Source organism: Lentzea pudingi (assembly GCF_014646255.1).
Classification (GTDB): Bacteria; Actinomycetota; Actinomycetes; order Mycobacteriales; family Pseudonocardiaceae; genus Lentzea; species Lentzea pudingi.
The window spans coordinates 144681-168672 of record NZ_BMNC01000013.1 but is presented as its reverse complement, the minus strand read 5'-3'; the positions used below and the strand labels follow the sequence as shown (position 1 = coordinate 168672).

The window sequence follows — 23992 nt, the reverse complement described above, 5'->3', positions numbered from 1 at the left end:
GCCGGATACCCAACTCAGAGGTCGCGGAACGCCGTCACGCCGTTCAAAGTCGTCGCTTCGCGCGTGCCCGACACCACGGCCTCCGCGAACATCTCGGCAGCGGCGGTGCACAACGCGTCGAGCGCGAACGCACGCGGCTCTGCGAGCGGCACGGCCCCCGTGGCGAGCGCGAACACCGTGTCGCCGTCGAACATCGAGTGCGCGGGACGCACGGCGCGCGCCAGGCCGTCCTGCGCGGCCATCGCGAGCCGCTGACACTCCGCTTTGGACAGCTCCGCGTCCACCGCGACCACGCCGATCGTGGTGTTGAGGCCCTCGGGCTTGGGTTCGGGCAGCGTCACCGGTGACGTTCCGAGCGAAGGCAGCCAGGGCAGTCCGGACGCGCGGTCGACGACCTCGCCGGACGCGTTCACCACGGCGAGCGCGCCGATCCGGTGCGCACCGACCGTCGCCGACGCGGCGCCGACACCGCCCTTCAGGGAACCGACCCGCGCACCGGCACCCGCGCCGACGCAGCCCAGGGCGAACTCGGAGGAGGCGGCTTCGCAGGCCGCGTGGCCGAACGAGGCGTCCGGCCGGTTGCCCCACTCCGACATGGGCAGGTCGAAGATCACCGCGCCGGGCACGATCGGCACGACGTGGTGCGGCTGCGTGCCGACCTGGAAGCCGATCGAGCGTTCCGAGAGCCAGCTCATGACGCCGTCCGCCGCCGCGAGCCCGTACGCCGACCCGCCGGACAGGCAGATCGCGTGCACCTGCTGGACCAGGTTCGCCGGGTCCAGCAGGTCGGTCTCGCGGGTGCCGGGCGCGCCACCGCGTCCGTCGACGGCACCGACCGCGCCCGCGGGCACCAGCACGACGGTCGTGCCCGTCGCCCAGCCCGGTTCGACGCGGTGGTGGTGTCCGACGAGGACGCCGGGGATCACGGCAGCATCGCCTCGACCAGGGTGTCCTGCACCCAGGTCAGCCAGTGGTAGACGCCGAGGTGCGGCGACCTCGGGTCCTCCGGCGGCAGTTCGTCCGGCATGTCCTCGGTGACGTCGAGCGCCGTCCCGAGGGCCAGACGCACGTCGTTGAGCGACGCCATCCAGGCCTCGGCCTGCGCGATGGTCAGCCGGATCTCACCGCCGTCGGGCGAGCACGTCCGCAGCACGGTCTCGGCCGCGCCCGTCTTGTGGTCCAGGAGCTCCGGCTCGTGCAACGAGCGCAGCGCCGCGGCCGAGTTGACCTCGTCCGGGTCGGGCGCGTCGTCGTCGAGGCGGTGGAAGTCGGGCAGCAGCCTGCCCAGGATCGGGTCGTCGGGAGCCTCCGACGACCCCGTCCTGATGCCGGTCAGCTCCGCGAGCTCGTCCTGGGGCGCCTCCTCGGCGCGGGCCAGCAGCATGTCCTGGATCTGGCTGACCAGACCGCGCACGACCGCGGCCTCCTGCCGGTCCAGCCGGCCGACGACCACGTCGCCGTCGCGGATCCACCTCTTCACGAGGCCCGCTGCATGGTCGCCCAGAGCCCTGCCGCGTGGAGTTTCGCCACGTCGGCCTCCACCTTGTCCTTGGTGCCCGATGTCACGATCGCCTTGCCCTTGTGGTGCACGTCGAGCATCAGCTTGGTCGCATGGTCCCTGCTGAACCCGAACAGCTTCTGGAACACGTACGTCACGTAGGACATGAGGTTTACCGGGTCGTTCCAGACCACGGTCTGCCAGGGTCGGTCCTCGGCGGCGACTTCCTCACCGACGGCCTCCGGCTGCGTCCGTTCCTGTTCGACGGGCGTGGTCATACCGCCAATGGTGTCATGTTCGCCGCAGTGACGGAGACCGCGTGCGGGTAAACCGGATGCGACCTTAGGGTTGGTGACCATGAACTCGACGGCGTTGCTGACGGACCACTACGAGCTCACCATGCTCGCGGCCGCGCTGCGTGACGGTACCGGTGACCGTCCGTGCGTGTTCGAACTCTTCGCACGGAGGTTGCCCAACGAACGGCGCTACGGCGTGGTCGCGGGCACGAACCGGCTGCTCGACGCGATCGCGGACTTCCGCTTCGGCGAGGAGGAGATCGACCAGCTGCGCCGCAACGCCGTGGTCGACGACTCCACCTTGGAGTGGCTCGCGAACTACCGCTTCTCCGGCGAGATCGACGGCTACCCCGAGGGTGAGCTGTACTTCCCCGGTTCGCCGGTGCTGACGGTCCGCGCGTCGTTCGCCGAGGGCGTCGTGCTGGAGACGCTCGCGCTCTCGATCCTCAACCACGACAGCGCGATCGCGTCCGCCGCCGCTCGCATGGTGACCGCCGCGAACGGCCGTCGCATGATCGAGATGGGCTCGCGCCGCACGCACGAGGAAGCCGCCGTGGCGTGCGCCCGCGCGGCCTATCTGGCGGGTTTCACGGCGACGTCCAACCTGGAGGCGGGCCGCCGGCACGGCATCCCGACGGCCGGCACGTGCGCGCACGCGTTCACGTTGCTGCACGACACCGAGGAAGAGGCGTTCCGCAGCCAGGTCGAGGCCCTCGGCGCCGGCACGACGTTGCTGGTCGACACCTACGACATCACCGAGGGGATCAAGACGGCCGTCAAGGTCGCCGGGCCCGACCTCGGCGCGATCCGGATCGACTCGGGCGACCTGGGCGTGCTCGCCCGCCAGGCCCGCGACCAGCTCGACTCGCTGGGCGCCCGCAGCACCCGGATCGTCGTGTCCGGCGACCTGGACGAGTACTCGATCGCCGCCCTGCGCGCCGAGCCGGTGGACGCCTACGGCGTCGGCACGTCGGTCGTGGTCGGGTCCGGCGCGCCGACCGCGGGCATGGTCTACAAGCTGGTCGAGGTCGACGGCAGGCACGTCGAGAAGCGCAGCACGTCCAAGACGTCGCGCGGCGGCTGGAAGAAGGCGTTGCGGCGTCACAAGGACACGGGCACGGCGCTGGAGGAGGTCGTGTTCCAGGCCTCGGCGCAGCCCGAGCTCGGCCCGCAGGACAGGCTCGTGCAGATCCCGCTGATGCGTGGTGGCAAGGTCACCGACGAGGTGCCCACGCTGGAGCAGAACCGCGAACGCCTGCGCGCGGCGCTGGTGAGCGTGCCGTGGGAGGGTCTCAAGCTCTCGCGCGGCGAGCCCGCGATCCCGACGATCTACCTGGAGAGCTGACATGACCAAGGCACTGATCGTCGTCGACGTGCAGAACGACTTCTGCGAGGGCGGCTCGCTGGCCGTCGCCGGTGGCGCGGCCGTCGCCGCGGCCATCTCGCGGCACATCGCCGCCTCGGCGTACGACCACGTCGTGGCGACGCGGGACTACCACGTCGACCCCGGCGCGCACTTCTCGCTGACGCCGGACTTCATCGACTCGTGGCCCGTGCACTGCGTGGCGGGCTCGCCGGGGGCGTCGTTCCACCCGGAGCTCGACGTGTCGGGGGTCGAGCAGGTCTTCTCGAAGGGCCGGTTCGCCGCCGCCTACTCGGGTTTCGAGGCCGAGAACGACCTCGCGGGCTGGCTGACGGAGAAGGGTGTGACCGAAGTGGACGTCGTCGGCATCGCGACGGACCACTGCGTCCGCGCCACGGCCCTCGACGCGCAGCGCCACGGCTTCCGCACCAGGGTGCTCGTCGACCTGACCGCCGCCGTGGCGCAGACGACCCGCGACGCCGCCGTTGAGGAGCTGCTCGCCGCGGGTGTCGCTGTCTCCTGAGGGCCTGTGTCGAAGTCCGCGACACAGGCCCTAAGGCGTCGGTGAGCAGGCCACCGTGCCGAGCGTGATGCTGCCGGTGTAGCCGGACGACGGTTCGAAGGTGATCTTCAACAGCGTCATCGAGATGCTGCCGTCGTTCGGCACCGGGAACACCGTGTCGGTGAACTTGGCCCTGGCGAGCACGGTTCCGTTGCCCGCCTTGACCTCGTGCACGTGCCCGGCCGGGATCTGCTGCGGCAGCCCGGCCCAGCCGGACATGCCCTTGAGCTCCCAGCCCGCGGCCGTGCCCTTCTCGTCGGCGTCGCAGTTGACCGACCACGACGCGATCTTGAGCCGCGGCCCCTTCTGGCCCGTGAGCGCGGACAGCTCGAAGCCGGAGCCCGTGGCCACCGACTTCGTCCTCGTCAGGAACTCGGCCGGGTTCACCGCCTCGGTCGTGCAGGCGGAACTGGTCTCGCCGATCTTCAGCCCGGTCCTGCTCACGGCCGGGCTGGAGCCGGTGACGGTGCCCGGCACGTCCGGGTTCACGTCGCACACCGCGAGCGGTGCCACCTTGAACGTCTGACCCGCCTTCGCGAAGTCCGCGGATCCCGACGACGCGGTGCCGGGCGGATTGGCCGCGAGTGCGGGGGCCGCGGTCGCGAACGTCAACGCGACCGCAGCGCCTGCGATCGAGATATTGCGCATTTTTCGCATTGCCTGGATTCCCACTGCCCGATAATGGTTGTGCGGCGCGCCGCTGATAACGACCCGGCCCCTCAAGTCACCCGTTCGTGAACGCAATTACCCGACCGAGTGACGGGCGTTCTGTCACCGCACCCCGACGAGCGTGGCGAACGGCTCCCGGCGCGGCAGGGCAGTGGGCAGGCCGGCCAGCCTTTCCAGTGCGGAGCACACCCGCACGGCGGCACGCCCGTCGCCGAACGGGTTGCGCCCCAGGGGAAGCCGCAGCCGGGAGCCGAGCACCCAGCCCGCCTCGGCGAGGATGCGGGTGGTGTCGGTGCCGACGAGCCAGGCGCACCCGGCGTCGACGGCGAGCATGCGTTCGGTGGTCTCGCGCAGCACCAGGACCGGCACGCCGAACGTGGGCGCCTCCTCCTGGATGCCTCCGGAGTCGGTCAGCACGAGGGCGGAGCGCCGCAGCACGCGCACCAGGTCCGGGTAGTCGAGCGGGTCGGTGATGACGACGCGCTCGTGGCCGCCCAGCAGCGACACGACCTGTTCGCGCACACCGGGGTTCGGGTGCGCGGGGATCAGCACGTGCAGGTCGGGGTGGCGGTCGGCGATGGAGCGCACGGCGTTGAGCACGCGCATGAGCGGGCGGCCCCACGACTCGCGGCGGTGCACGGTGACGAGCATGAGCCGGCCGCCGGTGGCGTCCAGGGTCCGTTCGAGGGCCACGACATCCGGGCTCGACGCGGGCAGGTCGGCGGACGCGACGCGCTGCACGGCGTCGACGACGGTGTTGCCCGTGACGACGATGTGGCTGTCCGGCAACGACTCGGAGTTCAGCGCGTTCGCGGCGTCGTCGGTCGGCGCGAGGTGCAGCGACGTGATGCGGGAGATCATCTGCCGGGTCCCCTCCTCGGGGAACGGGCCGTACAGGTCACCGGTCCGCAGCCCGGCTTCGAGGTGCGCCACGGGGATGCCGCGCCAGTACGAGGCCAGCGCCGCGGCCAGGGTCGTCGTGGTGTCGCCCTGCACGAGGGTGACCGCCGGGTCGCGCTCCTCCAGCACGGCGTCGAACTCGGGCAGCAGCCGGGAGACCAGTTCGGCCTGCGTGCCGGTGGTGCGGGGGACGTCCAGCCGCACGTCCGGCACCAGGTCGAACGCCGCGAGGGCCTGCTCGACCATGCCGGAGTGCTGTCCGCTGTGGACGATCGTGGGCCGCAGGCCGGGGTGGCCCTTCAGGGCGATGGCGACCGGGGCGATCTTCAGTGCTTCTGGCCGGGTGCCGGCCACCAGCAGAACCTCTTTGCTCACCGTTGTCCTCTTCCTCGCAGGCGATCGGGGAGGTCCGTCCCGGGGGCGGGGCCAACCCCGGGACGGACCATGTCAGCCGGCTCGATCCGGTCTGGTCTGGACGGGGACCACGCGCCGCCTCTTCCGCGCCGAGTGCAGGACGACCGCACCCGCGACGAGGAGGACGATTCCCGCGACGATCCACCACGTCACGTCCGCGCCGGTGACCGCGAGGGCACCCACGCCCGTGCCGACACCCACGCCGGTACCGGGGACCTTGTACATCTGCCGCTCTCCTCGGTCAGGCCGCGTCGAGGGACGCGCGACGGCGCATCGCCACGAAGGCGACCGGAGCGGCGACGACACCGAGCAGGCCGAGGCCGATCCACAGGCCCGCCCCCGACGCCATCGGGATGGGCAGGCCGGCGGGTCCGCACGTGGCGGACGAGATGATCACGTCGCCGGTGCCGAGGGAGCCGAGCACGCCCTGCAGCAGCTTGATGTGGATCGCGTTCACGGTGAGGCTGCCGTCGTTGTTCCTGATCTGCTCGTTGAAGATCACCTCGGCGATCTTGATGCCCGCGAGCTGCACGTCGAGCTTCGTGTTCGCGGCGGGATCGGCGTTGACTTGGCCGAGCTTGCCGAGCTTCACGCCCGCGAGCTTGGTGGCACCGGCCAGGCCCTTCTGGGTGGCCGTGCACTCCGCCTCCACCAGTTCGGCGGAGATCTTGCCGGTGACCTTGGAGAGCAGATCGACCCGGACGTCCGCGGTGCTCGCCCGCGAGTGGACGCCACCGGACTTCTCGTCCCGCGACGCCGAGGCGTTGATGAGACCGGTCTCGAGGATCCCGGTGAGGTCGACGCCTGCGAACGAGTTCTCGATCGGGCCGTTCGCATTGGCTGCGGCGAACGGTTCCGCGTTGACCGCGGGGTTGCCGAGCAGCGTCACGTTGAGCCTCGCACCGTAAGCCGAGGCGTCCCCCGGAGCGGCGGAAGCGGGTGCGGCACCGACCAGGAGTGCGGTAATCGCGATGACTCCAGCCAGTCCCGTCATTCGGACACGCATGAAACTCCTTCCCTTGATTCCTCCGGCCCCAGGGCGCGTTGATACCAATCTGGTTTCACGCTTTCCGGGGGCAATTACCGGCATCGGCTTTCTTTCGAGGGAACTGAGGGTTACTCCCCGTATCGGGCGACACGACCACTCGACTTGCCCAACCGGGGCCACTCATCGTGGGGTTTTTGATCAATTTCCGGTTACGGCGTCACCCGATCCGGGGGTGAGGGATGACGTTGCGTCTACCGATGGAACGTCAAGTAGCCCGTCTGGGCGCTCCCTCATCGGTGGAAAGGATCTTCGGGTGACGCTTGCCGTGCGCCGCACCGCATTCCCGAGCCGGGTGACGGTGGTCGCCCTGCTCGTCGTAGCGGCGGGACTCGTGTTCGCACACCGCCTGTACCGCACGGCGGAGATCTCCCTGTCCGGCGCGGTCCTGAGCGTCGTCAGCTCGTACGGCGTGGACGTGGTCCCCGAGCGCCAGACCGTCTACTTCGGACTGGGGTCGGACACCCCGCTGGGCCTGCGGATGACGCCGGAGTGCACGTCCGCGTTCCTGGTGCTGCCGCTGATCGTGGTGGGCGCGGTGATGATCGCCCTGCGCCCGCGCATCCAGTCGCGCGTGCTGTTCGCGCTGGGGGTCGCCGCGCTGGCGGTCGTGGTCGTGAACCAGTTCCGCGTGCTGACGCTCGTGGGACTGGTGAACTGGCTCGGCGTCGACACCGGGTACTACTGGGGTCACACGCTGCTCGGGTCGATGGTGAGCGTGTTCGGTGGCGCGGCCGCGTTGGTCGCGTTCGTCTGGCTGGCCACGCGGAAGTGAGCCTCGACCTCGTCCTCGGGTTCACGCAGGCGCTCGCCCTGACGATGAGCGTCGCCTTCGTGACGTACGTGTTCGTGATCGTGATCCCCTACCTGCGGCGCAAACCCGCGCCCATCGGGGATCCCTCGTCGCTGGAGTGGCACTTCTTCGTGCCGTGCCGCGACGAAGAGGCCGTCATCGGGGACACCATCCGTTATCTGAGGGGCACTTTCCCCATCGCGCACGTGTGGGTCATCGACGACGACTCGGACGACCGCACGGCAGGCGTCGTGCGGACGTTGAAGCGCAACGGCGGTGTGCGGGATCCGCAGATCCACCTCGTGCAACGCCAACGCCCCTATGCCCGCACCGGCAAGGGCAACGCGCTGAACGACGCCTACCGCACGTTGAAGATGTGGATGGGCCGGCGCGCGGATGTCGACCGCGCGATCGTCGTGGTGGTCGACGCCGACGGCCGGCCCGCGCCGAACTGCCTCGAAGTCTGTGCGGCACAACACCTCTTCGGCAACCCGCGGATCGGCGCCGTGCAGGTGGACGTGCGGATGATCAACGCGGGCCGGCGGCAGCCCGGTGTGACGCGCTGGCGGCGTGCGTTCGGGGCCGGGCTCGTGCGGATGCAGGACCTGGAGTTCCGCACGGCCATCGCGGCGATCCAGATGTCCCGCGGCGCCACCGGCACGATCTCCATGGGCGGCAACGGGCAGTTCACCCGTCTGTCCGCTTTGGACTCGATCGCCGGTTCGACCGGATCACCGTGGCGCGGTTCGTTGCTGGAGGACTTCGAGCTCGGCGTGCACCTGCTGACGGCGGGCTGGCACACCGGTTTCTCGTTGGACACGCACGTGAACCAGGAGGCGTTGTACTCGTTGCGCCGCTTCCTGGCGCAACGCACGCGGTGGGGCCAGGGGACCATGCAGTGCATGCGTTATCTGCGGCGCATCTGGGACTCCGACCACCTGACGACTCTCGGCGCCGCGGAGATGATGTACTACCTCGCGCAACCGTGGATGCAGTTGCTGGGCACCCTGATCTACCCGATTCCGATGGCGATGATGGCGTACCGATTCGCGGTGTCGCCTGCCGAAGTCGTGACGTGGTTCTTCGACGGCGCCTGGATCCTGTTCACCGTCTACGGCGCGTTCGGGCTGATGCCGTTCGTCCTGTGGGGACCGGTGTACCGCGCGCGCTGTGAACCCGTGGGGTTCTGGAAGTCCGTTGCGTACGGGTTCGGCTACGCGCTGTACATCTACACCTTCTACATCACGTCGTGGCGCGCGTTGATCCGTTTGGTGCGAGGCAACAACGGTTGGACCAAAACGCGGCGCAACGAGGACCGGGTGGCGGGCAAGGTCGCCCTGGACACCTGATGACGCATGTGTGACCGGTCACTTTGTAGAGATCGAACAAAGACGTTCTCCAGTCGGCGTGGTTAACCTCGGTTCACTCGATTCCGCCTGGGAGGGAACCGTGACTCTCGCACTCGCGCCCCGTCGCACCGTGCTCGCCGACTTCGTGCCGGGCGCCCTGGCCCGTGACCTGACGCTGGTCCTCGCCGGCGCCGCCTTCACCGGCCTCGCCGCACAGGTGGCGCTGCCGATCCCCGGCAGCCCGGTCCCGCTGACCGGCCAGACGTTCGCCGCCCTGCTCGTCGGCGCGTCGCTCGGCTGGCAGCGCGGCGCCACCTCGATGCTGCTCTACCTGATCGCGGGCGTCGCGGGCGTGCCGTGGTTCCAGGGCGGGACGTCGGGCGTCCCGGTCTCGCTCGGGTACGTCGTCGGTTTCGTGTTCGCCGGTGCCCTGGTGGGGTACCTGGCCGGCCGCGGCGGCGACCGCACGCCGTTGCGGACCGCGGGCACGATGGCGCTGGGCAACCTGGCGATCTACTCCGTCGGCGTGCCGTGGCTGATGGCGGCGACCGGCATGTCGTTCGGCAAGGCCCTGGCCGTGGGCGTGGTGCCGTTCCTGATCGGGGACGCGCTGAAGGTCGCCCTGGCCGCGGGCCTGCTGCCGGGAGCCTGGGCGCTCGTCCGCCGTCGGTAGCTTGGACCAGGTGATCACACCTGGGGACTATCTGGCTTTCTTGGATGCGCGCCTGCCCGGTCTAGTGGCAGGCGCGCACGTTTACGGGTCGCGTGTGCTGGACGATGTCGTTCCCGACTCGGACCTGGACATCGTGATCGAGCTTTCCTCTGCTCGTGAGCTGCCTGCGTTCGACGGCGCCGACGTCACGGTGGTGCTGGCGGGTTCACTGGAGAAGCCCGTTTTCGACGTGACGCCACTGGCTGGTGAGATCACTCCCGTGCTCTGGCAACAGCTGCGGACCGTCGGTCAGACCGTGCGCGGTACACGCCCCACATGCCCCGGCACTGCTGCTGATGTCGAGGCGTATTGCCGTGACAACCTCGTCAGCTACTGGAAGCTGGACTGGGACCGCTTCCGCTCGGCGGTTCCCACGCTGGACCCCGAAGCCCCCATTGCCCGCGACACTGTGCTGTGGGTGGGCCTGGGCCCGGCCCGGCTGTGGCACACGATCCGGACCGGCGAGATCGTCAGCAAGTCCCGCGCCGGCGAACTGGCCGCGGCCCGCTGGCCCGACCTCCCGATCCTGGACCTGGTCGCCTCCCGCCGGGGTGAGGACGTCCCGCTGAAGGTCGCGCACGGCCTGGCAGGCCTCGAACTGTTCGACCGGATCATGGCCGACGTAACGACGTAGGCCCCGCCGCCGAGAAATCCGCGTGACGACGCATACCGCCGAAGAGCTGGGCTGTCTGGTCGGCGGCCCGGCCCGCGCGGCCGAGGTGGCCCTGGCCCGCCTGATCCAGGCCGGCCTGGTCCGGGTCTCGCGCGAGGGCGTGCTGAGCGCCGTCCACGTGCCAGGCCGAGGCCCGTCCAGCCCGCTGGAAGCGCAGATCCTGACCGGTCTGCGCCACGGCCGCTACCTGAACGACGTCGTCCACGGCGCGTTCAGCTCGGCCGAGGCGGATGGCCTGCGGGCCCACCTGGTCGGCCGCGGCCTGCTGCGCCGCCGGCGTTCCCTGCGTCCCCGCCTCTACCCGTGGCTGTTCCTGCTGGCGCCTCTGCTCATGGTCGCGGGGGTGCTCGACGCCGTGGCTCCGGAACTCCAGCGGGAGTTCGTACCGCAGCTGCCGGAGTTCCCGTTCTGGTACTTCTTCGCGGCCGCCGCAGCGGTGTTCGTCCTCGGCTCGGTGCTGGCCGTGCGCGACCCGGGCCGGCTGCGCACGAGAGCCGGTTACGTCCTGATGAAACGGGCGCAGCGCGGGGTGAACGCGCACGACCCGGTCGGCGCGGTCGCCGTGCACGGGCTGCGCGGGAGGATCGCCGGACTGGCGATCGCGGGGATGTTCGGTCTCAGCGCCGTCGTGGTCGGGACGCTGCCCGGCCGTGACTCGTCGAGCAGCGGCAGCTGCGGCGGTGGCTGTTCGTCGAGCTCGTGCGGCAGCGGCGGTGGTGACGGCGGAGGCGGCTGCGGTGGCGGGTGCGGCGGAGGCGGCGGCGACTGACCCCCGTCACCACGCTCCGCATCCCCACTCGCCGCACACGACCCAGCGGGTCTGACGGGACTGTCGGACCTGCCGGGTACGGTTTCCCTCGTGCCTGAAGTTCCCCCCACCCTGAGCCTGCTCGAAACCGCCGTCCACGCCGTCGGCGGCGCGGAGCGTCCTGGTCAGGTGGAGATGGCCGAGGCCGTCGACCACTCGATCCGCACGGGCGAGCACCTCGCGGTGCAGGCGGGCACGGGTACCGGCAAGTCGCTCGCGTACCTGGTGCCGTCCATCCGGCACGCGGTGGCCGAGGCCGAGACGGTGGTGGTCTCGACGGCCACCATCGCGTTGCAGCGGCAGCTGGTGGACCGGGACCTGCCCCGGCTGTCGAAGGCGCTGAAGAAGGACCTGGGCCGGGAGCCCACGTTCGCGATCCTCAAGGGGCGCAGGAACTATCTGTGCATGCACCGCGTGCACAACGGTGCGCCGGACGAGCCCGAGGAGGACGCGCTGTTCGACCCGTTCGCGGTGTCGAAGCTCGGGCGCGAGGTGAAGCGGCTGCACGAGTGGTCCTCGGACACCGAGACCGGCGACCGCGACGAGCTGGTGCCCGGTGTCAGCGAGCAGGCGTGGCGGCAGGTCAGCGTCACGGCCCGGGAGTGCCTCGGCGTGTCCAAGTGCCCGATCGGGTCCGACTGCTTCGCGGAACGGGCTCGGGCCGAGGCCGGCAAGGCCGACGTGGTCGTCACGAACCACGCGATGCTCGCCATCGACGCGTTGGAGGGCTACCAGGTCCTGCCCGACCACGACGTGGTGGTGATCGACGAGGCGCACGACCTGGTGGACCGCATCACGTCCGTGGCCACGGAGGAGCTCAGCGGGGCGTCCGTGGGCATGGCCGCGCGGCGGTGCGGGCGGCTCATCGACCAGGACATCGCGGACCGGCTGGCCGAGGCGAGCGACGGGCTGGCGATGATCCTGGAGGACATGCCGTCCGGGCGGCTGGACGCGCTGCCGAGGGCTCTCGCGGGTGCGCTGGCGGCGACGCGCGACGCGGCGCACAACTGCATGTCGGCCATGGGGTCGGAGCGCAAGGAGGACCCGGACGGGGCGACGGCGCGCAAGCTCGCGCTGGCCTTGCTGGAAGAGGTCCACGACTGCGCGGTGCGGGTGCTGGAGGCGTTCGACGAGGAACGCGACGTCGTGTGGGTCTCGGGCGACTTCAACCAGAAGGCGCCGTCGCTGCGGGTCGCGCCGCTGGGTGTGGGCGGGCTGCTCAGAGAACGGCTGTTCGCCAAGCGCACCACCGTGCTGACGTCCGCCACGCTGACGTTGGGCGGCGCCTTCGACACGATGGCGCGCCAGTGGGGCCTGCCGCCGTCGGAGAAGGTCCGCAAGATCGAGGGCGCGGCGACCGAGAAGGACATCGACGGTCCCAGGTGGAGCGGCCTCGACGTCGGGTCGCCGTTCCAGCACGGCACGAGCGGAATCCTCTACGTGGCAAGGCATCTGCCGCAGCCGGGGCGCGACGGGCTGCCGCAGGAGTACCTCGACGAGATCGAGGGCCTGGTGAACGCGGCGGGCGGGCGCGCGCTCGGTCTGTTCTCCTCGACGCGCGCCGCGAAGCAGGCCACCGAAGCGCTCAGGGACAAGCTCGAGCACCCGATCCTGTGCCAGGGCGACGACGCGACGGGCCTGCTGATCAAGAAGTTCTCCGAGGACGAGCGCACGTGCCTGTTCGGCACGCTGTCGCTCTGGCAGGGCGTCGACGTGCCGGGCCCCAGCCTCCAGCTCGTGATCATGGACAGGATCCCGTTCCCGCGCCCGGACGACCCGCTGGCCTCCGCCCGCCAGAAGGCGGTGAGCTCACGCGGCGGCAACGGCTTCCTGACCGTCGCCGCCACGCACGCCGCCCTGCTGATGGCCCAGGGCGCGGGCCGGTTGCTGCGCTCGATGTCGGACAAGGGCGTGGTGGCCGTCCTCGACCCGCGCCTCGCCACCGCCCGTTACGGCGGCTTCCTCAGGGCCTCACTCCCGCCGTTCTGGACGACGTACGACCCCGAGGTCGTCCGCGCCGCCCTCAAGCGGTTGGACGCGGCTCAGACGAAGTGATCCGCTCGACCAGTTCGTCGCGGTAGGCCTGGGCATCCGGCAGTTCCGGTTCGGAACCGTCGGCGTGCTTCAACGCGCCTTCGAGGATCTTCAACGCCTGCCGTTCGTCCCCGCGCGCGTCGGCCTGCCGTGCCGCGTTCTCCATGGCCTTCGCGAGCTTGGTCTTCGCCTCGGCCTCCTGAACGCTCTTGCTGATCCGGACCCAGTTGCCGGCCGGATCCACCACGACGAACCCGGTGTACCGGTCGTTGCGCAGCCGCGGCCGGGTCATCCGCGGAATGCCGGAGATCAGCACCTTCCCGTGCACCGCGCGCATCCCCGCCGCGAACGCCTCGTACAACGGCCCGGTGTCCTCGACGATGACCACGCACGTGCTGTGCGAGTTCTCCGGAACGTGCCCAGGCATCCCGTAGAAGTGCAGGTTGATGTCCTCGCGCTTCATCGCGACATACGGGTTCGGACGCATCTGCCTGTACGTCTGTGTGAAGCCGAGCATCTCGTAGAAAGCCGACATCTCGTCGATGTCGACACACGGTAGAAGCGGGATTGTCAGTTCGTTTGCCACCGCCCGAAGCTAAGCCCGGACCAGCCAAAACGACACGGAGCTATTTGCTCAAGCAAACAGCATTGCGACTCCACCCAGCACCATCAACGCCGACACGACGGCGATGACCAGCACCCGTCCACGCGACGTCCCGGCGTGCTTCAACGCAATCCCCAACGGACCGACCACGACAGCCCCTTTCGAAGGCATCACAACAGCAGCGCGCACGACCCCGAACGCCACCGACAACGACGACATGCCAAGTTCCCGCGCGCCAACAACATCCGCTTCCCACTGCTCGCGATAGCGCGCATCAGGGGCCACCAACCGCACCAACAACAACGCGACTCTCATGTCGCCGCCCGAGGCACGAAGCGAGGCGCTGGAGCAGCCCGCGCGACGACCTTGCGAGCCTCCGCCGCCCCGTCGGCGGTCAGCAGGTACATCCGCCGGCGCGGGCCACGCCGTTCCGCGTCGTCGTCCCAGGCCGAGGTGACCCACCCCGCGCGTTCCAGCCGGTCCAGCAACGGGTAGACGCTGCCGGACGGCCTGCCGGTGAGCTTGATGATCTCCAGGCCCCAGCGCGGTTCATCCGCGCCGAGCAGGACGGTGAGCACGTCGACGGTGGCCTTGCCGATGCGTTGCAGTGGCTCCACGCCACCAAGACTACCTATGTAGATTAAGCCGTTCAAGCAGCTCTTCGCGGAACTCCAGCGCCGACGCCCGCTCCTCCTCCGAAGCGTGCACCTCCCGCACCAACGCCCCTTCGAGGATCTTCAACGCCTGCCGCTCCGCCCCGTGCGACCCGGCAAGCGTCACCGCGTTGGTCAGCGCCCGCGACAACCCGTTCCGCACGGTCTCGCGCTCCCGCACGGCGGGCACGACCCGGATCCAGTTGCCACCGGGGTCGACGAACAGGAACCCGTCCCGGCGCGGCCGCGTCATCCGCGGGATCCCCGTGATCAGCACCTGCCCGTAGACCCCGCGCATCCCGGCGGCGAACGCCTCGTACAGCTCACGCGGGTCCTCGGCCTGGATCAGGCACGAGCTGTACGACTCCGCCGGCTCGTAGCCCGGGATGCCGAAGAAGTGCAGGTTGATCTCCGAGCGGCGCACCGACAGGTACGCGGTCGGCCGGTGCTGCCGGTACGTGACCGTGAACCCGAGCATCACGTAGAACTCCGCCACCTCGTCGATGGAGGCGCACGGCAGCAGCGGGATCGTCACCTCGTTGGCCACGCCGCCAAACTAGCGCCGCAGGTCAGCCGTCGACCAGCAATCCGCGTAACGGTCCTTGCAATCTTCCGGCACGACGGGACACACCGGGCAGCGGCGTCACCCGCCCGGAACCCTTCAGCTCCGTCCGCCACACGTTGTCGACGACCTCGTGCACGGGACCGGAGACGTCGGCCTGCAGGTGTTCGGTCCACAGCCTCAGCCGTGTCGCCCGCACCACCTCCGCGTCGTCCGTCACGACGTTGACCTCGGTGTCGTTGAACAGCGAGTGCTCGTTCAGGTTCGCCGACCCGACCGACATCCACTTGTCGTCCACAATGGCCAATTTCGCGTGGATGTAGACCGGCGCATCACCATGCGACACAAGCGTTGCGGCGACGAGTCTCTCACCGGAGTCGACGTCGAGCAGCCGGCCGAGCTGGCCGCGGGTGGTGTCGGCGCCGTTGCTCGGCTTCTGCGGCAGCAGCAACACCATCCGGAACTCGTCGGACGGCGGGTTGCGCAGCTTCTCGAGCAGCACCTCGGTGATCTCCGGCGACCACAGGAACTGGTTCTCCACGTAGACCAGCGACTCCGCCGCGCGCAACGCCCGCAGGTACGAGTCGAGCAGGCTGAAGTCGCCGTGCGGGGCGAACGAGTAGGTCTTCTCCGGGATCGTCCGCACCACCTGCACCGATGACGACCCGGCCTCGGGCGGCACCTCGGGAGCGGGCAGGGTCTCGCCCGCGATCTCCAGCCACCGCGCCGCGAAGTGCGAGGCCACCTCCGCCACGACCGGACCCTCGACCTTGGCGATGTGGTCGTGCCAGCCCAGGTCACGCGGCGGGTGTTCCGGGGAGTCGTGGCGGTCGCCCTCCACGGCGGTCATGTCGAGGCCGCCGACGAACGCCACGTCGTCGACGATCACGATCTTCTCGTGGTGGCAGTGCAGCGTCCGCTCCCGCGCGTCCAGCTCGCACCGGACGGCGCCGCACTCCCAGAAAGCCTTCTGCGCGGCCAAAGCACGCTTGCGCGTCGGTTCGAACATCGGGAACGGCGGCCCGGCCCAGAGCAGCACGCGCACGGGAACCCGTTCCGCCGCAGCGGAAAGCAGTTCGCGCAGCTGCGGAGCACCCGGCTCGCGCGTCAGCCGGAAATCCGGCGAGGCGTGCCAGTTCGCGATGTGCACGTACTTCTGCGCGTTCTCGATCGCCTGCGCGATGACGGGAAACGCGTTGGCACCGTCGACGAGGACCTCGATCTTGCACCCGCGCTGCACCGGCCGGCGTGGGGTGAACCACCCCGCGCCGTCACCGGCGAGCACCTCTCCCCACCCCAGCCGCGTCAACCGCCGCGTGTGGTGGGAGCACAGCATGTTCTCCAGCCCGTCTCCGAGCCGGGCATCAAGAACGTCGAGGAAGCCCACGAGACGCGGATTTACCCGATTCGCGCGCTTCTAAACAGCGAGCACCGTCGTCGTGCCCGGCTCGACCTCCGTGAAGCCCGCGTCCCGCACCGCCACGACGTCGCCGCGGTGGATCAGCGAGTCCCACTCCGCCACCGACGGCGTCCGCACGGCACACCGGTAGTCGATCTCCGCCCACGCCTTCAGCTCGACCGCGGACAGGTGCGGCGCCAGCAGCATCGACGCGTGCCCGACCTGCGCCGCGAGCTTGCCGGCCGACATCTCGACCCGCGGGTTCACGTACAGCAGCCGGGCGCCCTCGGGAACGGCGCCGGGCTCGTCCACCGGCAGGTCGGACCCGGAGATCTGCAGCTTCGCGACCTCCCGGGGCGTCTCGGACACCAGCACGGGCAGCAGCGAACGGACCGAGGCGCCGTCCACGGTGATCGTCACCCCTGGCAGCTCCTGCACGGCCTCCCACTGCACCCCACGGGCCCGCCGCGACACCTTGCGGATCCGCCCGGCCACCCACGCCCGCACGGCCTCGTGCCACTCGCCGTCGACGTCGGCACGCGGGTCGAGGCACACCGCGACCGCCGAAGCGGCCGCGGCCTCCAGCAACGCCGTCCGCGACGGCGGGTCGACGCGTTCGATGCGCAACACCATCGGCATCGCGCGCACCTCGGACTCGTCGGCGTAGTTCCGGGAGGCGATCAGGTCGAGGATCATCACAGACGGGTCAGCTCCAGGCCGTCGGCCGCGTCGGCGGCCTCCACCTCGGCCCGCGTCACGCCGAGGATGAACAGGACCGCGTCCAGGAACGGGTGCGACAGCGCGGTGTCGGCCACCTCGCGCAGCGCGGGCTTGGCGTTGAACGCGATGCCGAGGCCCGCCGCGTTGAGCATGTCGATGTCGTTCGCGCCGTCCCCGACCGCGACGCACTGGGCCAGCGACACGCCGACCTCCTCGGCGAACCGCCGCAGCGCCACGGCCTTGCCCGGCCGGTCGACGATCTCGCCGACGACCTGCCCGGTCAGCTTGCCGTCCACGACCTCCAGCGTGTTCGCCGCGCAGAAGTCCAGCTGCAGCTCGTCCGCGAGACCCGTGATCACCGACGTGAATCCGCCGGACACCACACCGCAGTAGAAGCCGAGGCGCTTGAGCGTCCGGATCGTTGTGCGCGCACCGGCCGTGAGCTCGAGCGATGCCCCGACCTCCGCCAGCACCTTCTCGTCGAGGCCCTCCAGCAACGCCACCCGGCGTCGCAGCGACTCGGCGAAGTCGAGCTCGCCGCGCATCGCGGCCTCGGTGATCTCGCGCACCTGCTCCTCGCACCCGACGTGCGCGGCCAGCATCTCGATCACTTCGCCCTGGATCAGCGTGGAGTCGACGTCGAACACCACCAGGCGCTTGGCCCGGCGGGTCAGCCCGGCGCGTTCGACCGCGACGTCCAGACCGACCCGGACCGACACGTCGGCGAGCGCCGACCGCAGCGCCGCGTCGGCCTCCATCGTGTCGTCCGCGACGGAAACCCGCAGCTCGAGGCCCGTGACGGGGTAGTCGGCGACACCGCGGATCGCGTCGATGTTCACGCCGAGCGACGCCAGCCGGCGCGCGACCTCGGTGAACGCCTTCGCGGTGACCGGGCGGCCGAGCACGATCAGCACGTGCGAGGACTCCAGGCGCGCGGTCCGCTTCGAGTCGGCACCGATCTCGATCTCCACGTGCATCGAGACGGTGGCCATGGCCTGCTCCACCGACTCCTGCAGGCCCTCGGGGTCGTGGTCGGTCGAGACCAGCGCGCCGAGCACCAGGCGGCCCCGGATCACGACCTGCTCGACGTCCAGCACCTCGACGCCGTGCCTGGTCAGCACGGCGAAGAGCACCGAGGAGACGCCAGGCTTGTCGGGGCCGGTCACGGTGATGAGCACGGGCGTTTTCACGTCGTCGTCTCCTCGTAGAACGCGAAGAGCCCCGACCGCGTGAAGCAGCCGGGGCTCGTCGTTGAACCTGTGAAGAGCAGGTTACTTGTCGTGCTCCGAATCGTCCTTCTCGGAGGCGGTGCCCGACTTGATCGCTGATGCGGCCATCTCGGACAGCGCGGGTGCCGCCTTCTCGTGCGGGATGGTCTTGCCGGTGAAGGTCACGTGGCCCTCGTTCCGGATCCGCTCGATCATGTGCGGGTAGTGCAGCTCGAACGCCGGGCGCTCCGAACGGATCCGGGGCAGCTCGGTGAAGTTGTGGCGCGGCGGCGGGGACGAGGTCGCCCACTCGAGCGAGTTGCCGTAGCCCCACGGGTCGTCCACCGTCACGACCTCACCGAAGCGGTAGCTCCGGAAGACGTTCCAGATGAACGGCAGCGTCGACGCGCCCAGGATGTAGGCGCCGATCGTCGAGATCATGTTGAGCGTCGTGAAGCCGTCGGACGCCAGGTAGTCGGCGTACCGGCGCGGCATGCCCTCGTTGCCCAGCCAGTGCTGGACGAGGAACGTCGCGTGGAAGCCGAGGAACGTCGTCCAGAAGTGCAGCTTGCCGAGCGGCTCGTCCATGAACCGGCCCGTGATCTTCGGGAACCAGAAGTAGATGCCCGCGAAGGTCGCGAACACGATCGTGCCGTAGAGCACGTAGTGGAAGTGCGCGACGACGAAGTACGTGTCGGACACGTGGAAGTCGATCGCCGGCGCGGCCAGCAGGATGCCGGACAGACCACCGAAGAGGAACGTCACGATGAAGCCGATGCTGAACAGCATGGGCGTCTCGAACGTCAGCTGGCCCTTCCACATCGTGCCGATCCAGTTGAAGAACTTCACACCGGTCGGGACCGCGATGAGGAACGTCATGAAGGCGAAGAACGGCAGCAGCACGGCGCCGGTCGCGTACATGTGGTGCGCCCACACGGCGACGGACAGGGCCGCGATGCCGAGCGTCGCGTAGACCAGGCCGTTGTAACCGAAGATCGGCTTGCGGCTGAACACCGGGAAGATCTCCGACACGATGCCGAAGAACGGCAAGGCGACGATGTAGACCTCCGGGTGACCGAAGAACCAGAAGAGGTGCTGCCACAGGATCACGCCGCCGTTGGCGGGGTCGAACACGTGGGCGCCGAGGTGCCGGTCCGCCAGCAGGCCCAGCAGGGCCGCGGTCAGGATCGGGAACGCGAGCAGCACCAGCACCGACGTCACCAGGATGTTCCAGGTGAAGATCGGCATCCGGAACATCGTCATGCCGGGAGCGCGCAGGCAGACCACGGTGGTGATCATGTTCACCGCGCCGAGGATGGTGCCGAGACCACCGACCACCAGGCCGGAGATCCACAGGTCGGCGCCGACGCCGGGCGAGTGGATGGCGTTGCTCAGCGGCGTGTACGCGAACCAGCCGAAGTCAGCCGCACCACCGGGGGTGATGAAGCCCGCCATCACGATCAGGCCACCGAAGAGGTAGAGCCAGTACGAGAAGGCGTTCAGCCGCGGGAACGCGACGTCGGGCGAGCCGATCTGGAGCGGGAGCACGAAGTTCGCGAAGCCGAAGACGATCGGCGTCGCGTACAGCAGCAGCATCACGGTGCCGTGCATCGTGAAGAGCTGGTTGAACTGTTCCTGGGAGAGGAACTGCATGCCGGGCCGGGCCAGCTCGGTCCGCATCAGCATGGCCATCGCGCCGCCGACCATGAAGAAGGCGAACGAGGTGACCAGGTACATGATGCCGATTTGCTTGTGGTCCGTGGTGCGGAACATCCGCAGCAGGAAGGACCCCTTGACCGCAGTGCGCGTCGGATAAGGACGCGTTGCGATCGGCTGCGGGGCTACGGCCGTCACGGTACCTCCAGGCCTTGGTGGGACCAGTAGTTCGGGAAACTCCCCGGATATTAGACGGAGCCGATCAGCTCCATTCGGGTGGGCCATGCCCGGTGGCCAGCGGCGTAGCGCACGTCACACGTATCCTGCCGCCGTGCTCCGATTGCTCGCTGTCGCTTCTGTCCTGTTGCTGGCCGCCTGCGGCTCTCCCGCCACGCACAACTCCGCGGACGTCGCGTTCGCCCAGGGGATGGTGCCTCACCACGAGCAGGCGCTGGAGATGTCCGGGCTCGTCGCGTCCCGCACGGAGAACCCCCACGTGATCGACCTGGCCAAGCGCATCGCGGACGCGCAGAAGCCCGAGATCGACCGCATGAACGGCTGGCTCCGCACGTGGAACGCGCCGGTGCAGGCGTCGTCACACACCTCGCACGGCCACACGGAGTCGCACGGCATGGTCGACCTGGGCAACCTCGCCGACCTGGACGGCACCGACTTCGACCGCCAGTGGCTGTCGCTGATGATCCAGCACCACAGAGGCGCCGTGGAGATGGCGCAGAAGCACCTCGGGGCCGGCACCGACCCGGAGACCCGCAAACTCGCCCAGGACGTCGTCGGCCACCAGGAGAAGGAGATCGCGGAAATGGAGTCGCTCCTCCCCCAGGGCTGATGCCAGCCTTCGTGTCGTGGACGCAGGTGGCCTTCGTGCCGTGGATGCAGGTGTACGCGCCGCCGTCTCGCTGGCGGCCTCACACGGCCTGAGGTGCTCCGACCCTCTCGTGCTGAAGCACGGCAGCAACGTCCTCGTGCACCTGCACCCGGCCCCGGTCGTGGCCCGCATCGCCGCCCGCACGGCTTTGATCCGGCCTTCCGTGATCTCTCACTTCACCCGCGACCTGTCGGTGTCGTCGTTCCTGGCCGGGCGCGGCGTGCCGGTCGTGACGCCTTCTGACGAGCTTCCCGCCGGACCTCATGTCGTCGACGGCTTCGTGCTCTCTTTCAGCACGTACGTCGCGCACGAGCCCGGCGTGAGGCTTTCCCGCGAGGACGTTCTGAAGCTCCTGCCGGACCTGCACGCCGAACTACGGCTGTACGAGGGCGAGCTTCCGCTGCGCGGCCCGCTGGACGACATCGACAACATCCTGGGCTACCTGGACCGCCTCGGCGTGCCTGACCTCGGCCGCTTCCGCACCTGGCGCGACTCCCTGAACTGGCCCGAGCACCACAACGACGTCCAGCCGCTGCACGGCGATTCCCACGCCGGCAACCTGCTGGTGACACCCTCGGGCCCGGTCTGGAACGACTTCGAGGACACCTGGCGGGGTCCAGTCGCCTGGGACCTCGCGTGCGTTGGAATCGAAGAAGCCGCCCAACGCACCGTGGAGATCTACGGCGGCGGAGCGGCTTCTTCGGACGTGGAGTTCCACACCGAGACACGCAGGATGTTCGGCACGCTGTGGGACGTGTTGGTGCAGTGGTCTTAGGCGCGACGCCTGCGCATCATGAGCACTAGTGCAGCACCGGCGGCCACCAGCGCGGCACCGAACCCGAGCAGCCACGGAGATCCGAACCCGGTCGCGGCCAGTCCGCCCTCGTTGGCGACGGGGACGAACGCGGGGGTGGTGGTCGTGGTCGGCGCGACCTCAGAAGAGCTCGTAGCGCTGGTCGTGGTCGTGCTCGACGGGGTCGACGAGTGCGTCACGGTCGACTCGGACGTCGTGGTCGTGGTCGTCGTAGTAGTGGTGGTGGTCGTGGTGGTGGGGGTCTCGTCCTTCACACCACAGCCGAACCAGTGGCTGATCTGCGGGATCTGCCCGCCGTTGTTGAACGGCGACCGCAGGTCCTCCCACGGCAGCGCCGCACCGAGCTTGTCGTCGAGGTAGACGTTGAACTTGTCCCCGCCCTTCACCAGGATGCCCGTGATCTTGATGCCGGCGGGGACAGCCGTGATGTCGAGGTACTGCTCGTTGTCACCACCCGTGTAGGTGAACAGGTTCGGGTGAACCGTCGAACCGGTGAGTCCGCCGACCGTGCAGGCCTCGGGGTGGTTGATGTCGACGTTCTTGAGGAACGGCGTCGCACGGGGGTCGTCCGTGATCGGCACCTCGGGCTGCGCGAGGGCCGTGGTCGCCAGGACCATCGTGGCCACAGCGGCCGTGGCGGCCGAAGCGAGCAGGCCGGCTCTTCTCAGGGGCGTCAAACGCATCGAGTTACTCCGTGAGGTTGGCGGATGCGGCGATCTAAGACGATCGACGTCCCCCGAACGGGCTAGATGACGATCAACTTCACCCTTGTGGCCGATTCGTTATTCCCCTGTGAAGTGGCATCCCCAAACGACCGAACGCCGAGGCGCCGGCAGAACCGGCCCTCGGCGTTCTTCGTCGCTACGACTCAGACGTCCTGCTCGGTACGAGCAGGACGCAGGAACACGGTGCCACCACCGTTGGGCATACGCCTGAACCAGTCGACAGGGGTCACGGGGGTACCGATCACCGGACCCGCACCTCCGGGGAGGTGCGGAACAGGCAGGCCGGGAGTCTGCGAGGACTGCGGCCCGCGGAAAGGCTGGTTCGGGGTGGTCATAGTTCCTTAGAGTTCCTTTTCGGGAGTGCGCTCGACAAGATCGGCTAGCAGCAATTCTCCGAACGCGTTCTCAAGCCGGCGTCGCACCTCGGCTGATCCGACCTGCCACTCCCCGGTCGCCCTGAGAACGAGACGTTCGAACTTCTGCGGCGTTCCATCCCGCCCGCATTGGCCGATGGCCCAGCCGGCGTCCTCGTCGAGCCAATAGATCCTTGGCGGGTTTGCTTGCCTTCCGGCGACCACCCGACCCGAAATCGAACGCCTGTACTGGACGTTCGAACTCAGGCGAAATACGTGATCGCGCGAAAGATGGCAAGATACAGCCACACCCGGTGGATCGTCCACTTCGGACGGCGCTAGTCCCTGACCACTGGAATCAGTGGCTTCACCCATCAGGGCGCGGAGCAGCCACCGAGCGTCACCAAGAAGATCGCGCTCGTGGACCAGGAGCCATCGGCCGATCTCCGCTGCGCGCTCACTTGCTTTTGCCAGCAATGAATCCGGGCCGAGCTGTTCGGCACCAACCGACAGGAAGAACTGCGCGAGGCAGCTGTACGCGTGCCAAGCCGCGAACGTCTGTTCCAGTGGCCATCGAGCTCCGGACCACGAAGTCTGGAAATAGTCCGCGTCCTCCGCCCCGGAGTCAAGAAAATCTTTCGTGATTGCCATGTCGAAGAACTTTTCGTGCGCACCTTCGTGGACGAGCGCCTCGGCCACCTCCATGGGCACCGAAGGCTCGTCGATCAGTACGATGCCGGGGACGTAGCGCGTCGAAGCCGAGACCACGCCGCCCGAGGTCTCCCTCTTCATCACCGCGAGCATCGACACGTGACCGAGCAGGTCCTCGGCCATGGCGGGGGCCAGTTCGCGGAACAGTCGCACGCCCTCGGCCACGATCGCCAAGGCCGTCTCGAACCTGTCGCCGTCGACCTCCGTCAGCGGCTGGGGCCGGGTGTTCGGCGGGGCGACGATCCGCAGCGGCGCTTCCAGCACGTCGGCGGCGGCCGGGTCCGCGGCTACAGCGATTCCCACATCCCGCACCGACATCGCGGCGACCTCGATCAGACGCGCGGGATCCAGACCACTTTCACCGGCCAGTGCGCGGCCGATCTCGTAACGGACGATGGGGTGGTCGGCGAGGTTGTCGGACAACTCCGCATCCGGGGCGAAGAGATCCAGCCCGAGCCGGTAGAGCGCGCGGCGCTCGTCGACAAGCGTGACAGCAGGCGACAGCACCGCGTGAAGCGCATGCGTACTCGCGGGCGCAGCCATTCAGACTCCGTTCACGTCCCCCGACGCCATGGAGTCAGCGCC

General features: G+C 69.2%; 27 protein-coding genes. 10 read left to right on the top strand and 17 right to left on the bottom strand.

Going from position 1 to position 23992, the window contains the following annotated elements; genetic code table 11:
- Positions 1-14 precede the first annotated feature (14 nt).
- Genes IEY88_RS33415 through clpS form a run of 3 tightly spaced genes read right to left on the bottom strand, consistent with a single transcriptional unit; the run spans position 15 to position 1776 of the window.
- Entirely contained in the window at positions 15-926 is a 912-nt protein-coding gene (locus IEY88_RS33415) for a P1 family peptidase (protein ID WP_189158895.1), read from the bottom strand.
- Entirely contained in the window at positions 923-1480 is a 558-nt protein-coding gene (locus IEY88_RS33410) for a DUF2017 domain-containing protein (RefSeq protein WP_189158894.1), read from the bottom strand. The genes IEY88_RS33415 and IEY88_RS33410 overlap by 4 nt, the downstream gene beginning before the upstream one ends.
- The gene (gene clpS / locus IEY88_RS33405; protein ID WP_030479230.1) at positions 1477-1776 is read right to left on the bottom strand and encodes an ATP-dependent Clp protease adapter ClpS; all 300 of its coding nucleotides are present in this window, start codon (positions 1774-1776) and stop codon (positions 1477-1479) included. Before clpS ends, IEY88_RS33410 begins: the two co-directional genes overlap by 4 nt.
- Positions 1777-1855: 79 nt before the next feature.
- Here clpS and IEY88_RS33400 point away from each other — a divergent pair, with 79 nt between their 5' ends.
- Together IEY88_RS33400 and IEY88_RS33395 are read left to right on the top strand one after the other, a co-directional pair.
- Positions 1856-3139, top strand: coding sequence for a nicotinate phosphoribosyltransferase (locus tag IEY88_RS33400; RefSeq protein ID WP_189158946.1), 1284 nt, complete (start codon positions 1856-1858; stop codon positions 3137-3139).
- Between the two features lies 1 nt (position 3140).
- Positions 3141-3680 (top strand): isochorismatase family protein, encoded by a 540-nt coding sequence (locus IEY88_RS33395; RefSeq protein ID WP_189158893.1) that lies wholly within the window; start codon positions 3141-3143, stop codon positions 3678-3680.
- Between the two features lie 30 nt (positions 3681-3710).
- Here IEY88_RS33395 and IEY88_RS33390 read toward each other — a convergent pair whose 3' ends face one another.
- From IEY88_RS33390 to IEY88_RS33375, 4 genes are all read right to left on the bottom strand, one after another.
- Positions 3711-4367, bottom strand: coding sequence for a hypothetical protein (locus tag IEY88_RS33390; RefSeq protein WP_229694006.1), 657 nt, complete (start codon positions 4365-4367; stop codon positions 3711-3713).
- Positions 4368-4490: 123 nt separating this feature from the next.
- Complete coding sequence (gene wecB / locus IEY88_RS33385) at positions 4491-5663, bottom strand: non-hydrolyzing UDP-N-acetylglucosamine 2-epimerase (protein WP_189158892.1); 1173 nt, start codon at positions 5661-5663, stop codon at positions 4491-4493.
- Positions 5664-5735: 72 nt separating this feature from the next.
- Positions 5736-5927 (bottom strand): LAXTG motif-containing small protein, encoded by a 192-nt coding sequence (locus IEY88_RS33380; RefSeq protein ID WP_189158891.1) that lies wholly within the window; start codon positions 5925-5927, stop codon positions 5736-5738.
- A gap of 16 nt (positions 5928-5943) precedes the next feature.
- Positions 5944-6708, bottom strand: coding sequence for a choice-of-anchor protein CoaP (locus IEY88_RS33375; RefSeq protein ID WP_189158890.1), 765 nt, complete (start codon positions 6706-6708; stop codon positions 5944-5946).
- Positions 6709-7003: 295 nt separating this feature from the next.
- Between IEY88_RS33375 and xrtP the strand changes: the two genes are divergently transcribed.
- The 6 genes from xrtP (at position 7004) to IEY88_RS33345 (ending at position 13137) form a co-directional block, all read left to right on the top strand.
- Positions 7004-7522: an exosortase P gene (xrtP, locus tag IEY88_RS44570; RefSeq protein ID WP_373294236.1), complete on the top strand. Its 519-nt coding sequence runs from the start codon at positions 7004-7006 to the stop codon at positions 7520-7522.
- Positions 7519-8889: an XrtP-associated glycosyltransferase gene (locus IEY88_RS33365; protein ID WP_505744129.1), complete on the top strand. Its 1371-nt coding sequence runs from the start codon at positions 7519-7521 to the stop codon at positions 8887-8889. Before xrtP ends, IEY88_RS33365 begins: the two co-directional genes overlap by 4 nt.
- A 100-nt stretch (positions 8890-8989) precedes the next feature.
- Complete coding sequence (locus IEY88_RS33360; RefSeq protein ID WP_229694005.1) at positions 8990-9562, top strand: biotin transporter BioY; 573 nt, start codon at positions 8990-8992, stop codon at positions 9560-9562.
- A 94-nt stretch (positions 9563-9656) separates the two neighbouring features.
- Entirely contained in the window at positions 9657-10235 is a 579-nt protein-coding gene (locus tag IEY88_RS44565) for a hypothetical protein (protein ID WP_229694004.1), read from the top strand.
- Between the two features lie 22 nt (positions 10236-10257).
- Positions 10258-11043, top strand: coding sequence for a TIGR04222 domain-containing membrane protein (locus IEY88_RS33350; protein WP_189158888.1), 786 nt, complete (start codon positions 10258-10260; stop codon positions 11041-11043).
- A 90-nt stretch (positions 11044-11133) separates the two neighbouring features.
- On the top strand, positions 11134-13137 hold the full coding sequence (locus IEY88_RS33345; RefSeq protein WP_308426029.1) for an ATP-dependent DNA helicase: 2004 nt from the start codon (positions 11134-11136) through the stop codon (positions 13135-13137).
- Here IEY88_RS33345 and IEY88_RS33340 read toward each other — a convergent pair.
- The 8 genes from IEY88_RS33340 to ctaD form a co-directional block, all read right to left on the bottom strand.
- Positions 13106-13702: a DUF8817 family protein gene (locus tag IEY88_RS33340; RefSeq protein WP_189158887.1), complete on the bottom strand. Its 597-nt coding sequence runs from the start codon at positions 13700-13702 to the stop codon at positions 13106-13108. The two genes, IEY88_RS33345 and IEY88_RS33340, sit on opposite strands and share 32 nt — an antisense overlap.
- A gap of 48 nt (positions 13703-13750) precedes the next feature.
- Entirely contained in the window at positions 13751-14035 is a 285-nt protein-coding gene (locus IEY88_RS33335; RefSeq protein ID WP_189158886.1) for a hypothetical protein, read from the bottom strand.
- Complete coding sequence (locus IEY88_RS33330) at positions 14032-14337, bottom strand: PadR family transcriptional regulator (RefSeq protein ID WP_189158885.1); 306 nt, start codon at positions 14335-14337, stop codon at positions 14032-14034. Before IEY88_RS33330 ends, IEY88_RS33335 begins: the two co-directional genes overlap by 4 nt.
- A 10-nt stretch (positions 14338-14347) precedes the next feature.
- Positions 14348-14920, bottom strand: a complete 573-nt coding sequence (locus IEY88_RS33325) for a DUF8817 family protein (RefSeq protein WP_189158884.1) — start codon at positions 14918-14920, stop codon at positions 14348-14350.
- Positions 14921-14942: 22 nt separating this feature from the next.
- Positions 14943-16322, bottom strand: a complete 1380-nt coding sequence (locus tag IEY88_RS33320) for a phospholipase D-like domain-containing protein (RefSeq protein ID WP_229694003.1) — start codon at positions 16320-16322, stop codon at positions 14943-14945.
- Between the two features lie 30 nt (positions 16323-16352).
- Complete coding sequence (locus IEY88_RS33315) at positions 16353-17030, bottom strand: peptidyl-tRNA hydrolase (protein ID WP_189158883.1); 678 nt, start codon at positions 17028-17030, stop codon at positions 16353-16355.
- A complete protein-coding gene (serB, locus tag IEY88_RS33310) occupies positions 17030-18244 on the bottom strand; it encodes a phosphoserine phosphatase SerB (RefSeq protein ID WP_189158882.1) in 1215 nt (404 codons plus the stop codon). The genes IEY88_RS33315 and serB overlap by 1 nt, the downstream gene beginning before the upstream one ends.
- Before the next feature lie 81 nt (positions 18245-18325).
- Complete coding sequence (gene ctaD, locus IEY88_RS33305) at positions 18326-20116, bottom strand: aa3-type cytochrome oxidase subunit I (RefSeq protein WP_189158881.1); 1791 nt, start codon at positions 20114-20116, stop codon at positions 18326-18328.
- A gap of 133 nt (positions 20117-20249) precedes the next feature.
- Between ctaD and IEY88_RS33300 the strand changes: the two genes are divergently transcribed.
- Together IEY88_RS33300 and IEY88_RS33295 are read left to right on the top strand one after the other, a co-directional pair.
- The gene (locus tag IEY88_RS33300; RefSeq protein ID WP_229694002.1) at positions 20250-20765 is read left to right on the top strand and encodes a DUF305 domain-containing protein; all 516 of its coding nucleotides are present in this window, start codon (positions 20250-20252) and stop codon (positions 20763-20765) included.
- Positions 20766-20805: 40 nt separating this feature from the next.
- The gene (locus IEY88_RS33295) at positions 20806-21579 is read left to right on the top strand and encodes a phosphotransferase family protein (protein ID WP_189158879.1); all 774 of its coding nucleotides are present in this window, start codon (positions 20806-20808) and stop codon (positions 21577-21579) included.
- Here IEY88_RS33295 and IEY88_RS33290 read toward each other — a convergent pair.
- Together IEY88_RS33290 and IEY88_RS33285 are read right to left on the bottom strand one after the other, a co-directional pair.
- Positions 21576-22301: an LPXTG cell wall anchor domain-containing protein gene (locus tag IEY88_RS33290; protein ID WP_189158878.1), complete on the bottom strand. Its 726-nt coding sequence runs from the start codon at positions 22299-22301 to the stop codon at positions 21576-21578. The two genes, IEY88_RS33295 and IEY88_RS33290, sit on opposite strands and share 4 nt — an antisense overlap.
- Before the next feature lie 383 nt (positions 22302-22684).
- Complete coding sequence (locus IEY88_RS33285) at positions 22685-23950, bottom strand: aKG-HExxH-type peptide beta-hydroxylase (protein ID WP_189158877.1); 1266 nt, start codon at positions 23948-23950, stop codon at positions 22685-22687.
- Between the last annotated feature and the right edge of the window lie 42 nt (positions 23951-23992).